Raw genomic sequence first — 15,479 nt, 5'->3', positions numbered from 1 at the left:
TATTTAAATAATCGAATCAATGAAACAGCAACAACCGAAAGCATTTACTATCTTATTGGTAGATGATAATACGGAAAGGACGATTGCGTTGGAACAAATGCTGGATGCGGAGGAGCGCGAAATCATAAAAACCTCGTCAGGTGCAGCCGCACTGGACATCATACTATCTCACAACAATATTGGATTAATCATATTGAATACGGCTATACCGGATCTCAAAAGTCCGGAAGTACAGCAACAGCTACAGGATCATCCCAGGATTAAAGATATTCCTGTGTTGTTTATGCTGGGGGCAGCAGCTACCTCACCTTTGCCGGGACAAGATATAAAAACGGGTACCGTTGATTATATTATTCTGCCGCTGCATCCACAGCTGGTAAGCGCCAAGGTAAAGGTGCAGGAACAATTGTACCGGGCACAGTATGAATTAAAAACAGCGGTAGCAGAAACCGAGAAGGTGAACAAACAACTGGAGCGTTTCATGTACATGGTGGCACATGACCTGAAATCCCCGTTGTCCGGCGCGATTGGCATGCTGGCGCTCATCAGTGATGATGAACGTATTCAGGCGGCGCCCGACCTGAAAGAATATATGAGTATTGTAATGGGTGCTACCAACAGCTTGTCAGAAATGATTACGGCGATGCTGGATTATACCCGGCAAAATGAGATGGAGCATACAACAGAAGAAGTGAATATACCGGCGCTGATCAACCAGTTGTCACGCCTGCTGTTTTTACCGGCGCATATAAAAATTGAAGTGGCGGATACATTTCCGTTGTTTCATACCAATCAGGTGAAACTGAAACAGGTCTTTCAGAATCTGCTCACCAATGCCATTAAATACATCAACAAAAAAGAAGGGCTGATTACCATTGGTGGTACGGATAGAGGCGCCTACTATGAGTTCTATGTGAAAGATAATGGTCCGGGTGTGGCGAAGCGGGATACAGATCGCATCTTTAAATTGTTCGAAAGACTGGATACCGGCGGCAAGGAAGAAGGCACCGGTATCGGTCTGAATATATTCAAACTGCTGGTAGAAGAGCAGGGTGGAAAAGTATGGGTAGATTCTGTTCCCGGTGAAGGAAGTACTTTCTACTTCTTATGGCGGCAATAACCTCCGGTTATTGCTCAAATATCCATAGCCTGCCTGTCACCTGTTGGGTGGTAATCGGTAAACAGGAAACTTTTAAAGTAGGCGTTTCCGGTGTTTCCATTTCCCATATCCAGTTACAGATAGCATTTTCCGGCGAAGTAAAAAGACGTACGGCTTCTTTATAGATATCTGTCGTATTGGTTGTTTTATTACGCAGCTGGGTCATGGCTTCCGAGATGATGGCGGGCAGCTGTTCTCCGGGTCCTGATAGTTGTAGCAAGGTCGCAGCTTCCTGATTCACCCAGCCGGAAAATCCATCGTTGTTGATAAAAACCAGCGCATGCGGAATGGTATGCAGGATAGCGGCAAAACGCATGGCTACCCGCTGAAAGTAAAGCTGTTGCTGCGATTGCATCAGTATCTCTTTCAGGCGTAGCCGGATGGTTTCTATACATTCCTGAAAGCCGGCATCAAACGCTTGCGGCTTGTTCCATCCTACCACAATAACACTATTATCCGGAGAGGTATTGATCGGAATGATGACAGCAGTAACGGCATGGCCCAGCAGGCCTTCAAAAGCCGTTTCTGTAGCCGCTATTTCATGCCAGTAAATGGTTTTGAAACCATGGCTGTACAACAGTTTTTTGACAGGCGCCGAATCAATGACCATTTCATCCAGTTGTACAGGAGAGGCATTTTTTACCCGGGCAGTATGTTCATCTTCAAACTCCAATTGCAGGGCGATATCTGCTTCCAGCAGGTTTTTAACCAGTGCAATACTGAATGCGAGAAAAGAAGAAATATGTTTATCCTTATCCCAGCGCCCTGTTTGATTGATAAAATTTAAGGCTTTCCGCTCCCAGTTGACCACGACGTACATTTAAAACTGATGAATAAATAAAAGGAACTTGGCTATGTCCGTGCTGCTTTTTCCAGGCCCTTGGTTGGCGGAAACCTGGTAGTTGGTTGATGACAATAGTTCTGTGCCGGTATTTGTAAAAGCAGGTATTATTTTCAAATATAAGTAAATAGTCGGAACCGTACTATTTACTTATTGTCTGCAGATAGATAAAATAGCCGGCCAGGAGGCAAAGCCATACTGGTAAAAGCACGAGCGGGATAAAAAGGCATAAGAACCCGGATTTTTTTATGGTATTTTGCAGTTCAAAACGGAAAACGGCTTTATGACACCATCTGACAAAGCGTTCATCTTTGATATGAACGGTACAATGATCAACGATATGGAATACCACCTGGATGGCTGGCACCGCATGTTGAATAAACTGGGAGCCAACCTGACAAGGGAAGTGGTACGCAGCCATATGTATGGCAAGAATGAAGAACTGTTGGTACGGATTTTCGGGAACGAACGTTTTACCCTCCCGGAGATGCTGGCCATTGCCCATGAGAAGGAAGTAATATACCAGGAAGCTTTCCGGCCTTATCTGGCATTGATAGATGGATTACCCGCCTTTTTAGAACAGGCGCAGCAGGCTGGTATTCCGATGGCTATTGGCTCCGCTGCCAATAATTTCAATATTGATTATGTATTGGATAACCTGGCAGTACGTCCTTATTTTAAAGCGATCGTCAGTGCGGAAGATGTGGTCAGCAGCAAACCTGATCCGGAAGTATTTCTGAAATGTGCGGCAGCCCTGGGGGTAGCCCCGGCAGACTGTATTGTATTCGAAGATGCGCCTAAAGGAGTAGAGGCGGCAGCGAATGCAGGCATGGAAGCAGTGGTACTAACTACTATGCATACCCGGGAAGAATTTGCCGCTTATAACAATATCAAAGCGTTTGTAGCAGATTATACCAACCCTGTGTTGCAACAATTGTTTAACCGTTCATAATGAAATGTGTAATATATTTCCTAATGTCAGTGCTGTAGCCTAAATTGCCGGCCTATTACACGACATATATGGCTGGTATTACACGTTATTCGGGACAGTCAAGAATGCTGGTAGCAGTTGACTGCATCATTTTTGGTTTCGATGGTCAATCATTGAAACTACTGCTGATTAAACGGGGATTTGAACCGCTGAAGAATAAGTGGAGCCTGATGGGCGGTTTTGTACAACCCAATGAAGGTTTTGAAGGCGCCGCTGCGCGTGTACTGCACAAGCTGACGGGGCTGGAAGGCGTATATATGGAACAGCTATTTGCCTTCGGAGCGCCTGACCGGGATCCGGTAGAGCGTACGGTCGCTATCGCCTATTTTGCGCTGATCGATATCAACAAGTTCCAGGTACAGCTCAGCGATGAATACCATGCAGAGTGGGTGTCGCTGAATAAGGCGCCTCATCTGATCCTGGATCATATGGCCATGGTGAAAATGGCGCAGGAAAAATTGCGTTATAAGGCAGCTATTCATCCTATTCTGTTTGAATTGCTTCCGCCTAAATTTACCATTCCGCAGCTGCAACTGCTGTATGAAGCGGTATATGATATTACGTTTGATAAGCGTAATTTCAGCCGCAAGATCCTGTCTACGGGCCTGCTCATCAAACAGAAAGATAAAGACAAACTCTCTTCCAAACGGGGGGCTTTTTACTTCAAACTCGACAAAAGAAAGTATAACGCCAAGTTCAATGCCTTTTTGAACTTTGTAACCAACCCGGTTATTTAAAATAACTACGCTTATACGAAAAGATCTCCTGAGGAGCGCTTTCTGTATAAGCGTATTTTTTAATTGGTAATTATCTCTATGCTATAATCCGAAGCAACGCTGCATCTTCTTAAAGATTTCATTGTTCTCATACACCCCCCGGAATAATCCGGAATTAGGACCATAGGCAAATACCATAACGGGAATGCCTGTATGATCATTGGTGGCGAAATGTCCACGCAGCTGTCCGGTAGCTATATCGCCATCCATTAAAGCCAGTCCGCCTGTTTCATGATCAGCCGTTACAATCACGGTCGTTTGCTTGTTTTCATCGGCAAAACGTAACGCCGTACCCACTGCATCATCAAAGTCCAGCATCTCCCGTACCAGGTAATCCAGGTCGTTGAAGTGCCCGCCATGATCAATACGGGAACCTTCTACCATCAGGAAAAACCCTTTGCCGGAAGCGCTGAGCTGTTGCAGGGCTTTTTTGAGCGCCTGTTTGAGATAGTTGCCTCTGCCTTCGCGCATAGACCCTACCGCTTTATTGGAAAGGATGACCAGGGTACGGTTTTTTACAGCTGTATTCCAGCTATCCAGGTTATCATAAAACTGAACGCCTGCCTGTTGCAAACGGGCGCCGAGGTCTTGCTCCAGTTCTTCTTTACCGCCACCCACAGCCAGTTGCAAAGGACTGTTCAATAGTTGAGATGCCAATGTAGCGGTGTTGTCCCGGTCGGCAGTATGGCCATAAAAAGAAGCGGGTGTAGCGCCGGTAATTTCTTCCGTTACAATCACACCGCTGGGAATACCTTTGGCAGCCAGCAATTCCGGCAATACTGGTACGGATACATAGGTGTTGTCCATCCCGATTTCCCGGTTATTGGTTTTAGTACCGGTGCCCATGGCAGAACCACCTGCAGCGGAATCAGTATGGTAGTTATCAGAAGACTGGGTTTTGGATAATCCCAGTTGTCTCATACGGAAAATATTCAGATCCCCTTTGTTGGCGGTATAACCGGCAAACATCTGTGCCAGCCCGGTGCCGTCTCCTATCATCAGGATCACGTTTTTCGACTTTACCTGCGTGGCATCTGCTACATACGTTGGCGTATATACTTCATGTACAGGCAGTTGTCGTGCCGTGGTTTTATTAGTATGATGGATGACATCATAGAGCTCTTCCGGATGATCGGTGCCAATAACATCCACACCCAGGTCCATCAGTTTGTAATAACAGCTTCTGGAAGAAGGAGCGCCCCAGAACCGGAAAAGAAAGCCTTGTTCATGTGCCTTTTGAACAACAGCGGCTACTTTCGTTTGCTCTGCGGGCAGGAGGGTACCTTTACCGTTCCATTGGCTGAACCGGTGGAAGTCGGTACTCACCATGGCTACGCGTGATTTTAACGCTGCCGGATATACGCTGTCGGGTCTGCCATCAAAAAAGAAAAGCGGATCATACTGCAGCCAGTCAGCGGTGGCAGGTATATTGCCGGATAACACAATGCGCACGGCATTGGGATTAACACTGCGGTCAAAGTACTGGCGGTAGGGTTGCAGGAGGGCCTGTAAAGCCTGCAGGGTAGGCTTTCCTTCGGTTTTAATATCTACCAGTAATTGCAAGGGCGTACCATCCGTGTATACTTTACCGTTATTCAGGGCAAATTGTCTGACTACCGGTAATATATATAGTTCCTTAAAGGTACGGAATGGCTGTATGTCTTTGCTGTCGTGGGCCACATAGAGTATGCTGTCTTTCAGGTGTATGTCTGCCTCAATAGAGCCGAAGCGGAGCGCCGCTGCCGCATAAAAAGGCGTGCTGCGTTCGTAGTCGTTATGAGAATGCGCCTGCGCAGTCGTATACTGCCGGCTTTGTGCCTGCACTTGTACTGTCAGGAGTATACCAGACAATACGGGAACCAGTTTTTTCATGATACGATAATATAATAATAAAAAAAGAATGACGACAAAACATACAGTATCAAACAGCATGTTTTATCGTCATTCGTGATGCTTTACTGTAGTATACCGGACGTTTACCAGCTTTGTTTGTACAATCCGCCGCTGGCGTCAATCACGCGCTGCGGAACGGGCCATACATGGTGTTTCTTCGGATTGAAATCACGGGCAGGCCATACTTCCGCACCGGTTACACCGTGCAGCGGTTTGGCATAGGCTGCCTGGGCATCGCCCCATCTTACGAGGTCGCGGTGACGGTCGGCCCATTCGCCGGCCAGCTCACACCTTCTTTCGTGTTTCAGGTTTACCATCGTTGCATTGGTAACTGGTTTCAAACCAGCACGTTTACGGATGGCATTGATCTCGTTGTCTGCATTTTTACCCTGCATTAATGCTGCTTCTGCTTTGATCAGCAATACTTCTGCATAACGCATCAGCGGTGGATTCAGTGCCGTGGTAGGATGGTCGCCGCTGGGGCTCAGATAGGTACCAATCGGATTGGAGTAGCCAAATGGTTCCATATATTTACGGAACTGGTAGCCAGACAGACTGTTGTTAGACTTGTAGGTCCTCATCTCGCCAAAATATTTGAATTCATCGCCTGGTTTCAGGATAGTCGCTTCCCGGCGTAAGTCACCTGTTTCATATTCATCATACAATTCTTTGGTAGGAGTATAATATCCCCAGCCATTGTATTTACCCCAGCCGGTATTTTCCAGCATTACACCTGGCAGGATGCTGCCCCAGCCACCAGCACCGGCAGCGGTGCTGTATGCGGACCAGATGTATTCATCGGTCCAGTTGTTGGCAACAGTAAAGACGTCGCTGAAGTTGTCCAATAAACGGTGTTTGCCGCTGAGGATCACAGAGTCAGCAAATCTCTCTGCATTGGCATAATCCTTTTTGAAAAGATAGGTTTTGGCGAGGTAGGCGAATGCGGCTGTTTTATGCGCATGGCCAAAATCTTCCTTTTTATAGGTGCCAAAATAAGGAAGCAGGGAAGCTGCCTTTTTGAGATCTACGATGACAGAGTCATAGTTGACATTTACATTCTGCGCCCGTGGCAAGGTTACACCGGGAGTAGGATTGTATTTATCCACAATAGGTACCCCTGCGTTCTCATCCCCGTAGTTATAAGCCAGTTGATAGTACATCAGACCGCTGAGGAAGTAAGCTTCACCCATGTAACGGTTTCTGTTTTCGGTACTCATCGGGATAGCTGGCGCATAGCGCAGGATATCATTGGCGCGTTTGATGACGTTATACCGCAGGTCCCACTGACCTTCTGTATAACTACCACCAATAAACGAACGATCGAAATTTTTGATGTATTCCGCTTCGGGTTTACCACGGCCCACAATCATGTCATCGCAGGCGTCAATAAACCAGAAACATCCGCGGCCATAGAAGTTTTCATCATCAAATGGCTGGTAGGCGGCATTCAATCCTTTGACAATACTTTTTTCTGTTTGCCAGAAGTCAGCTACAGTAGGCGTACCTTCCTGTATAACATCCAGTTTTTTATTGCAGCTGCTGGTGGCGGCTACGGTAGCTATCAGTGCGAGGGTGTTGATAATCTTTCTCATGTTGTTGTGTTGGATGGTTTAGAAATTCACGTTCAGACCCACGAGGAAACTTCTTGCCTGTGGATAGCGGCCCAGGTCAATACCATAATTGTCGGTACCTACTTCCGGATCCATGCCACTGTATTTGGTGAAGGTGAAAACGTTATTCCCGGTTACGTATACACGTAATTTTTTCAGACCTGTACGGGCGATGAGTGCGTCCGGTAAAGTATAACCCAGGGAGATGTTCTTGATGCGCAGATAAGAGCCATCTTCCAGGTAAAAGTCAGAGTTGGTACCGAAGTTATTGTTACGGTCGCCGAGGGTAACACGTGGGATACCGGTGTTGGTATTTTCAGGTGTCCAGGCCTTTTTCACATCTGCCAGCAGGTTGTATCCCTGACCGGTTACCAGTGGCGCCAGGCCCGTGTATTTCAATGCATTGAATATTTTGTTGCCATGTACGCCCTGTGCAAAGATGTTGAAGTCGAACCCTTTATAGCTGGCGTTGAAGCTGAAACCATAGGAGAACTTAGGATAAGGAGTACCTACGAACTGACGGTCTTCATTATCTATTTTACCATCTCCGTTGGCATCCACAAAGCGGAGATCGCCCGGTTGCGCTTTCGGTTGTACTTTATGATCCGTTACTTCCTGTTGTGTCTGGAAGATACCATCCGTTTTCACCAGGTAGTAGGAGAAGAGCGGGTGGCCTACTTCAACGCGTACCGGTGTGAGGGAGCTGCGCACGTTAATGTTGGAAGTGTTGTATACTTTATCATTCCCGCTAAGCGACAGTAATTCATTCTTTACGCTGGAGATATTGGCATTGATGCTGTATTGGAAAGCGGCTGCAGGCTTGTTGTTATACGTTAAGCCCAGCTCAAATCCTTTATCTCTCACTTTACCGGCATTGTAAAAGGTGGCTACTGTTACCCCGTCTGTTGGCTGCGGCGTTTTTTCCAGCAGCATGTCATCTGTAGTCTTTACAAAGTAGTCGGCAGTGAGGGTTAACTGGTTATTTAGGAAACCTGCATCCAGACCCATATTGAGCTGTTTGGAATTGGCCCAGTTCACATACGGGTTCGCAATGGCCTTTTCTGCATAGCCACCGGCAATGTTGGAAGACTGACCAAAGTAAGAGGTGGTTTGTTTCATTTGTGGATCCACTACACCTGGTATCAAACTTCCCAGGTTACCCAGTTTACCATAACTGGCGCGGAGTTTCAGGAAGCTGAGTACATTTTCAATGTGCTGGTTTTTTAAGAAATCTTCATTCGTAATTACCCAGCCTGCGGAAGCAGAGTAGTAGTTTTGATAACGGTTTTGCGGTGCTACGAGAGAGCTGCCATCCCGGCGTCCCAGCAAGGTAAACAGGTATTTGGCTTTATAGTCGTAGTTAACACGGGCGAAGAAAGACTCCATCGCTTCTAATTTTTTACCACCATTCATGCCGTCTTTATCATAACCGGAGCCATTCTGCGGGTAACGGTACCCCGGACGTTCGTCATCATAGCCGGTCATAACCAGTTGAATAAAATCCAATGTTTTCTTCTGGTAGCTATAACCTGCAACCGCATCGATATGATGTTGGTTCAGCTGTTTGGTATAGGTAAGGGTTTGTTCTGCGAGTAAATCATTGGTGTTACCATTGTAGAACCGCAGGTTGTTGGAGCTGGCTACTTTTCCAATCTCCGGTACCCTGGAGGTAAATTCTTTCTGGTTATCAAATACTTTATTGAAAGCCAGGTTGGAACGGAACAGGAGATTTGCCGGTAACTTTATTTCCACATAGGGATTGATGAGGAGGTAGCTTTTCGGCGTTTTATAATCCAGTCTGTGCAGATAGGCAACCGGGTTGATCACATCGCCATAGCTGCCGGCAAAGTCGATCGGCAGTCCGGCAAAGGAGCCATCCGGATTATACGGTGTTACGCTGGGTGTATAAAATGCGGCAGCAATAACAGCACCGGTATAGGCACTGGTGGTATTGGCGCCGTTGCCGTTGGAATAGGCATAAGACATATTCTCTCCGAATTTCAGCCAGGAATTCAGCTGGTGATCGGAATTTAAACGGAAGTTATAGCGCTCATTGAAAGTATTCAGCAAAATACCATCCTGTTTGCGGTAGCCCATTCCGATGAAGTATTTAGACTTATCATTACCACCGGCAATGTCCAGGTTGTATTCCTGTACTTTGGCCGTGCGGAAAATTTCTTTCATCCAGTCGGTACGGGTCACGGCGCCATAAGGGTTTTTAGTGGCGTCGTAGCCATCCCTTCTGGGTTTGCCGGAGTTGTCGGCGGCCTGGTTCATCACGCTGTTAAACTCTTCGGCATTCAATACCTTCAAGGTTTTCCAGGCTTCCTGTACGCCTACTTTAGCGTCCAGGTTCACGGTCATCTTGCCAGCCTTTCCTTTTTTGGTCGTAATCAATACCACCCCACCGGATGCGCGCATACCATAAATAGCGGCAGCAGCATCTTTCAGTACGGAAATAGATTCGATATCGGCCGGGTTGATGAGGCCATTATAAATAACACCATCTACTATATATAAAGGATCTTCTCCGTTAATACCGCCAATACCACGGATATATACTTTAGGAGGAGAGGTAGGATCACCACCCTGGTTTTGTACAGTTACGCCGGGTGCTTTACCCTGTAAGGCTTCTGCAACGCTGTTTACAGAACGGGAAGAGAGTTTATCCAGTTTTACATCAGTGATGGCGCCGGATATTTTGGTTTTGCTTTGAGAACCATAACCTACTACCAGTACCTGGTTCAGCTCTTTGCTGCTGATTTCCAGGGAGATGTTCAGGGGAGTACCTGTGTAGGTAATCTCCTGTGTTTTATACCCAATCATGGAAACGGTGAGTACAACATCACCGGTGTTGCCGGTATTGATGGAGAAATTACCCTGTGCATCGGTAATGGCTCCTTTGGTAGTGCCTTTAATGGCTACTACGGCGCCTACCAGGGGGCCGCTGTTGTCACTTACCTTACCGGTAATTTTGCGTTCCTGATTCAGGTTGCTGAAGGAAGCAGGAGCAGGTGTGCCGCTCACCGGGTAAATGATAATGGTGTTTTGTCTTTCTTCAAACTGCAATCCGGTATTACTTAACAAATCCGACAGGATACGTGCTACCGTTTCATTTTTCCAGGATCTTTTTTCAACCCGCATGTTGGCAAGTGCCTGCTGGTCAAAGGAGATTTTAATAGCGCCTTTTTTTTCCAGCATGGCGATGGCATTGGTGAGCTGTCCCTGTTTAACTTCCATGCCTGGTACTACGTGTTTGAGCGCCTGGCTGAAAGCGGAAAAGCTTTCGGTAAAGGGAGCGGCTGCGAGCATCAGCATCAGCAGTGGCTTGATCTTTTTTTTCGGATGCCTCAGATGGTGAAGTAAATTGGAATGCATAATTGTATTGGTATTAAATTAAGTGGTCTGTCTAATGGGCATAGCAATAGCCTTACGCTGTCGGGCGTTGCATTTTTGCTGGTGCTGATGTATGTTTAGTTTATTGGTATACTTCGTATATACTATTTCCTTTTTTCCTGAACCTTACCTTCGGCGTAATGCTGATGGTGGAGATGATATCCAGTTTGTCCTGCAACGACATGTTGCTGTTGAAACTGAGGTTCAGGTGTCCCTGATCCATATTGAAATCACTATGGAAGGTAATGCCATAGAAATTTTCCAGTTCCCACAACACCTGTTGCAGCGTGGCATTGCTGATCACCATATCTCCCTTGGTCCAGGCGCTGAGTGCACTGGTGTCTGTTTTACTGATTATGGTGCGATTACCCGTACAGGTAAGCTGATCGGCTGGTAACAAGGTGGCCAGCACGGCAGCTTTGTGTGAAACCTGCACCTTCCCGCTGGCTACTGCTACCCGGGTTGGCTGGCCGGCTATATGCCGGACGAGGAAAGCGGTACCCAACACCTGTACCCGGAAGTCGCCCGATTGTACGGTAAAGGGTTGTTCTTTGTTTTGTTGTACATCAAAGAATACCTGTCCCTGTATTTTTACCAGTCTTTCGCGGGTATCAAAGCTGGCCGGATACTCCAGCGTGGAAGCCGCATTGAGCCAGGCGATGGTACCATCAGGCAGTTGTACCTGTTTGATTTCCTGTTTGCCTGTGCTGCTTTTTAACCACGCAATAGCCGGTGTGCGGGAATGCCGTACCTGTTGCTGCCACCAGACAATACTGAGGCAGGCGGGTAATAGCACGGCGGCGGCTATCCATTTACGGGCCTGGTACCATTTTTTTACCGGCGTATGGATATGTGCCATGACGGCGGATTTCACAGCATCCTGTTGCAGAGAAGGCCGGGGTGTTTCCTGCGCGGTGGCGTCCATGCGGTCCATCCAGGCAAATAACAACACGATTTCTTCCGCAGTACATTTGCCTGCTTCGTATTTCTCCAGTAAATGTTTTAATTCCGTTTGATCCACTTCCGTCAATTTTGCAATCCCTGTTTCTGTAGTAATGTCACATCCGGAAATAGCTTTAACTATCCGTTTTCCGGACTTAACAATTCGGTAATATTGGCTTTAGAGGAAGAACGAAAGGAAGGAGGATTTCAATTGCAGTTTTAAGCGTTTGTTGGCCGTGTTGAGTTGGTTCCGGATGGTTTGTTCAGAGGCCTGCATGATGTCGGCAATTTCAGGAATGGTCTTGTGTTCAAAGCGGCTTAGCTGGAAGACCTGTTTAATACGGGGCGGCAGCAGGTCCATGTATTGCTGCAGCTGGGAATAGACTTCTTTTGTTTGTAGTGCTTCGGCAGCGGAGTTGGTATGTGACTGGAGTAAAGCGGCAAATTGTTGTTCATGCCGGCTGCGGATATCTTCTTTCCGGAGTGCATTCAGAATACGTAGTTTGAGCAGGAAAACCAGGAAGGCGCTGATGTCCCGGGGGATAGGCAGCGTACTGCGTTTTTCCCATAGTTCAATAAAAAAGTTCTGCAATATATCCTGGGCCAGTGCTTCATCTGTAATAATACTGCTGGTATATTGTACCAACCGGTCCCAATGTGCGTGAAAAATTTGTTCAAAGGCAGTGGTGTCACCACTTTGAAATGCCTGCCATAAGTTACTTGCTGCCATAGACTCCCTTTTCACTGATATAAACTTCATATGCGGGTTCAAAGGTAGTAGTAAACTCATCTAGTCACCTCATTGCCACGCTTTATGTTTATGTTAATTGTTGTCTGATATGGATAGAAAATCGATTTAGATTGGCTGTTTAAAGGCTAAATATAGGAAGTTTAACTGGTAAAGATAAAGCATCATAAAACCAGGCAAAAGAAAGACGTATCGCGGGTAACAGCGACAACAGCAATGGGGTACCGGAAAAAGTGTATTACAGGTTAAACGAAGCAGCGGGTAGCAAAATACGCGGGCAGATGGATCGCTTATAAGGTGACCCGGTTATGTACCAGTTCACTCAGCAGGTCTTTCCCTTCCTGCCATTCTTCCAGGTTAGAGTCGGCATTAATATGGCCTTTGGCACCGGCATTCACAAAGCTGCTGCCCCAGTGTTTCGCCAGCAGTGCGGCACGTTCCAGTGAGCAATAGGCATCATTGGTACTGGCTATCAGGATACTTTTGAAAGGTAATTTTTTCAGCGGCACGGGGTTGAAGCTGGCGGCCACTTCGGGGAAGTCGGGGCGCTCCACATCCGGCGGTGCTACCAACAGGGCGCCCGCAATGGTCAGATGGGTTTGCTGGGCCCAATGTGCAAGCGCTATACAGCCCAGGCTATGTGCGGCAATCACTACCTGTGGCCCGGCTGCACTGATCGCTGCCTCCAGCTTATTGATCCAGTTATTTAAGGAAGGGGTATCCCAGTCAGATTGTTCTATGCGTAGGGTACCTGGAATCGATTGCTCCCAGCGGGATTGCCAATGTAAAGGACCAGAACCACCCAGTCCGGGTGCGGTCAGAACTTTAATTTCCATGACTTAACAGTATGTTAGTCTGGAAAGATAAGGAAAAGAAAGACGAATAACGAATGGCTGAAAGCTGCCGGCAGTAGCGGAATACCAGCTGCTATGCTGCTGTAATGCCCTGTTAACGGATCATACGGGGAGCAGCTAAAAAAGGAAGGTCGGCTTTATGCATCAGGACATGCGATGGATTTTCTTGTATTGCATGCAATGATAGTTATCTTCAATAGTATTTTGTTTTACTTCGTTTCAAAGCATTAAAACCAACGTGCTTCAAACTTCGGCAACCTGGAGTTGATTGGGCTGTCCTCCAGTCAAAAGTGATATATCTGCTTCCGCCCAATCCAATCATAATAAAGATGAGGGTACCTGAAAGAGTCGAAGGTAATATACCTGCAACCCTTTCAGACCTGATATTGTAGGTGATTTTGCCGGGAAGCTGCGCAGTATTTTCATCCATTTCCGCCCGCCCCGGAAACGATTAAGGAATGGTAAATGTTATGGTAAGTTTGGGCCATCTGGCCGGATCGGAGTGCCGGTGACCCGCGAAATTGAGGTTTCTGTAATAGCTTTCTACCTGCTGTTGCAGAGAGAATCCATAATTCTGTCCACTGTTAACAATATCCTGCACCAATGCCGTTACATTAACGGTTGTATTATAATCCCATTGTGAGGTGGAGGCGGCGACTCCTGCCTGATTAAGACTGGTAGTTCCTGGTTGGTTACTCCAGGTGATCGTATTTTCTTCCCAGGGTCCGGTGACTCTTTTCACCCAGCCGGCATTATCACCGAAAGGGTTATACGGAGAACCGGGATAAAAAGAATTTCCGGTATTATTTGCAACAGCAGTACCTGGCGCCAGGCCATAAAAATACAACGTCGCCGCATTTATTGTTGTGCCGGCTGGGAGATAGCTGATGCCAGGGAATTTAAAAAAATCTCTCGCAATGCCGAATGTACCCTGATAGGTCCATGCTGATGCGGCCAGGTCGGGGTTGCTGGACAGGTTGCTGGTTGGAAAGATACTATTAACCAGGCAATCCTGTTGTCCGCTACCACGGTTGGGTGAGCTAAATTCAAGGGTATGTTTTCCGGAAGTTAGTTTTTCGGCAATATCAATCTGGTCTGTCTTTTCTGAAGACCTACCGGTGCCGGGATTAGGCGCAGCATCTTTCCGGCAACTGACAAACCCGGCTAAAATAACAGTGCAAAGTAAAAAGGAAATTCTTTTCATGTTAAAGGATTTTGGGTTATCAAAAGGGTGTACAAAACATGTTTATACAAAGCATGTATAGCAGCTGGATTCCATATAAAGCGGTTGGGTGACCAAATAATAGTAATGATTAATAAAAATGTCGCTAGGTTGTAGGTATGTGACACTAAAGGTAATGCCGTAGGATTAAACACTAACCGCAGTGATCAAAAAACGGAGGTATGACGAGATAACGGAATGAAGGAGAGCAGGCAGATTTATTTTTCTCCCCGATGATATGAACGGGGCTTCCATCCATAAACCTGTAAGCGACGGAAAACTATTATGGTAGGAGATCAAAGTACAAGTATGTTAAATCCACTGTAACAGACTGGGTTTTCAACAGGGGATAGGGTACAGACAAAAAAGAAAGGTCGAAAGAATTCGACCTTTATTGCTAAAATTCCACGTTATGGCACTCAGGTCCATAAAAAGTTTATCAACTATTCGTTCCGGCGTTACCGGTATATAATAAATGATTTTACTGGTTTATAAGGCAACGATGAAGTCGCCACTTGTGATACAAAAGTAGGTGATGCTAAAACCAATGTCAAGTATTTAGCAGATATATTTTTGTTAAAGCTTGAAATCGGCCACAGTAAAGGATGTTATAATAGTGTATGAAATAGGTAAATCAGTACCATCAATACTGCAACCGATGTCGTACATTATTTTTTCAATGGGAAAGGTTATGTATCGACTGTTGTGTTGCCTGCTATATGGCTGCATAATTATCATGTTGTCCTTACCGGTGACCGCTCAAAATAAATTAACGGTTACACGGGATTATTATTATAACCATGAATTTAAACAGGATAAAACCGGTAATACGATCTGCTGGCATTATACCTGGGAAGAGCAGGAGAGCGGAGGTTTTTCATTATGGGGACATATTTTTGATTCGCTGGGAGTGAAGAGGGATACGCTGGCGATACATGAGGTATAGATCAACATATGCCGCCAAATCCTAGTCTTATCTTATTGTAAAATATATATTTTTATATAATATTGATATATAAGTATTTGTATTTAGTTGAGTCTTATAAA

The 15,479-nt window shown here is 46.2% G+C and carries 12 protein-coding genes; 4 read left to right on the top strand and 8 right to left on the bottom strand.

Features of this window, described 5'->3' with window-relative positions; genetic code table 11:
* Positions 1 to 19: 19 nt before the first annotated feature.
* On the top strand, positions 20 to 1,120 hold the full coding sequence (locus tag OL444_RS25910) for a sensor histidine kinase (protein WP_264728690.1): 1,101 nt from the start codon (positions 20 to 22) through the stop codon (positions 1,118 to 1,120).
* 7 nt (positions 1,121 to 1,127) lie between these two features.
* Here OL444_RS25910 and OL444_RS25905 read toward each other — a convergent pair whose 3' ends face one another.
* The gene (locus tag OL444_RS25905) at positions 1,128 to 1,970 is read right to left on the bottom strand and encodes a hypothetical protein (protein ID WP_264728691.1); all 843 of its coding nucleotides are present in this window, start codon (positions 1,968 to 1,970) and stop codon (positions 1,128 to 1,130) included.
* A gap of 313 nt (positions 1,971 to 2,283) precedes the next feature.
* Between OL444_RS25905 and OL444_RS25900 the strand changes: the two genes are divergently transcribed.
* Positions 2,284 to 2,952: an HAD family hydrolase gene (locus OL444_RS25900; protein WP_264728693.1), complete on the top strand. Its 669-nt coding sequence runs from the start codon at positions 2,284 to 2,286 to the stop codon at positions 2,950 to 2,952.
* 68 nt (positions 2,953 to 3,020) lie between these two features.
* Positions 3,021 to 3,728: an NUDIX hydrolase gene (locus tag OL444_RS25895; protein ID WP_264728695.1), complete on the top strand. Its 708-nt coding sequence runs from the start codon at positions 3,021 to 3,023 to the stop codon at positions 3,726 to 3,728.
* 81 nt (positions 3,729 to 3,809) lie between these two features.
* On the opposite strand, the gene OL444_RS25890 is transcribed toward OL444_RS25895, so the two are convergent.
* The 7 genes from OL444_RS25890 to OL444_RS25860 all read right to left on the bottom strand — a co-directional run bounded on the left by OL444_RS25890 (position 3,810) and on the right by OL444_RS25860 (position 14,414).
* Positions 3,810 to 5,639: an alkaline phosphatase gene (locus OL444_RS25890; RefSeq protein WP_264728697.1), complete on the bottom strand. Its 1,830-nt coding sequence runs from the start codon at positions 5,637 to 5,639 to the stop codon at positions 3,810 to 3,812.
* Between the two features lie 104 nt (positions 5,640 to 5,743).
* The gene (locus OL444_RS25885; RefSeq protein ID WP_264728700.1) at positions 5,744 to 7,252 is read right to left on the bottom strand and encodes a RagB/SusD family nutrient uptake outer membrane protein; all 1,509 of its coding nucleotides are present in this window, start codon (positions 7,250 to 7,252) and stop codon (positions 5,744 to 5,746) included.
* A gap of 18 nt (positions 7,253 to 7,270) precedes the next feature.
* Positions 7,271 to 10,648, bottom strand: coding sequence for a TonB-dependent receptor (locus tag OL444_RS25880; RefSeq protein ID WP_264728702.1), 3,378 nt, complete (start codon positions 10,646 to 10,648; stop codon positions 7,271 to 7,273).
* A gap of 100 nt (positions 10,649 to 10,748) precedes the next feature.
* Positions 10,749 to 11,687, bottom strand: coding sequence for a FecR family protein (locus OL444_RS25875; RefSeq protein WP_264728704.1), 939 nt, complete (start codon positions 11,685 to 11,687; stop codon positions 10,749 to 10,751).
* 99 nt (positions 11,688 to 11,786) lie between these two features.
* Positions 11,787 to 12,338 carry an RNA polymerase sigma-70 factor gene (locus tag OL444_RS25870; RefSeq protein ID WP_264728707.1) on the bottom strand — a complete coding sequence of 184 codons (552 nt, stop codon included), beginning with the start codon at positions 12,336 to 12,338 and terminating at the stop codon, positions 11,787 to 11,789.
* 308 nt (positions 12,339 to 12,646) lie between these two features.
* Positions 12,647 to 13,192: an RBBP9/YdeN family alpha/beta hydrolase gene (locus OL444_RS25865; protein ID WP_264728709.1), complete on the bottom strand. Its 546-nt coding sequence runs from the start codon at positions 13,190 to 13,192 to the stop codon at positions 12,647 to 12,649.
* 469 nt (positions 13,193 to 13,661) lie between these two features.
* Positions 13,662 to 14,414, bottom strand: coding sequence for a DNRLRE domain-containing protein (locus OL444_RS25860; RefSeq protein ID WP_264728711.1), 753 nt, complete (start codon positions 14,412 to 14,414; stop codon positions 13,662 to 13,664).
* Positions 14,415 to 15,168: 754 nt separating this feature from the next.
* Here OL444_RS25860 and OL444_RS25855 point away from each other — a divergent pair.
* Complete coding sequence (locus OL444_RS25855) at positions 15,169 to 15,378, top strand: hypothetical protein (RefSeq protein ID WP_264728715.1); 210 nt, start codon at positions 15,169 to 15,171, stop codon at positions 15,376 to 15,378.
* The last annotated feature ends 101 nt before the right edge of the window (positions 15,379 to 15,479 follow it).

The organism is Chitinophaga nivalis, from assembly GCF_025989125.1.
Lineage (GTDB): Bacteria > Bacteroidota > Bacteroidia > Chitinophagales > Chitinophagaceae > Chitinophaga > Chitinophaga nivalis.
The sequence above is the reverse complement of the archived record's forward strand: the minus strand, read 5'-3'. Positions and strand labels throughout refer to the sequence as shown.

Excerpts from the sequence above, each read along its gene's own strand:
- OL444_RS25885 (WP_264728700.1), bottom strand. The coding sequence starts at position 7,252 with ATGAGAAAGATTATCAACACCCTCGCACTGATAGCTACCGTAGCCGCC.
- OL444_RS25855 (WP_264728715.1), top strand. The coding sequence starts at position 15,169 with ATGTTGTCCTTACCGGTGACCGCTCAAAATAAATTAACGGTTACACGG.
- OL444_RS25860 (WP_264728711.1), bottom strand. The coding sequence starts at position 14,414 with ATGAAAAGAATTTCCTTTTTACTTTGCACTGTTATTTTAGCCGGGTTT.
- OL444_RS25910 (WP_264728690.1), top strand. The coding sequence starts at position 20 with ATGAAACAGCAACAACCGAAAGCATTTACTATCTTATTGGTAGATGAT.
- OL444_RS25865 (WP_264728709.1), bottom strand. The coding sequence starts at position 13,192 with ATGGAAATTAAAGTTCTGACCGCACCCGGACTGGGTGGTTCTGGTCCT.
- OL444_RS25870 (WP_264728707.1), bottom strand. The coding sequence starts at position 12,338 with ATGGCAGCAAGTAACTTATGGCAGGCATTTCAAAGTGGTGACACCACT.
- OL444_RS25890 (WP_264728697.1), bottom strand. The coding sequence starts at position 5,639 with ATGAAAAAACTGGTTCCCGTATTGTCTGGTATACTCCTGACAGTACAA.
- OL444_RS25895 (WP_264728695.1), top strand. The coding sequence starts at position 3,021 with ATGGCTGGTATTACACGTTATTCGGGACAGTCAAGAATGCTGGTAGCA.
- OL444_RS25880 (WP_264728702.1), bottom strand. The coding sequence starts at position 10,648 with ATGCATTCCAATTTACTTCACCATCTGAGGCATCCGAAAAAAAAGATC.
- OL444_RS25900 (WP_264728693.1), top strand. The coding sequence starts at position 2,284 with ATGACACCATCTGACAAAGCGTTCATCTTTGATATGAACGGTACAATG.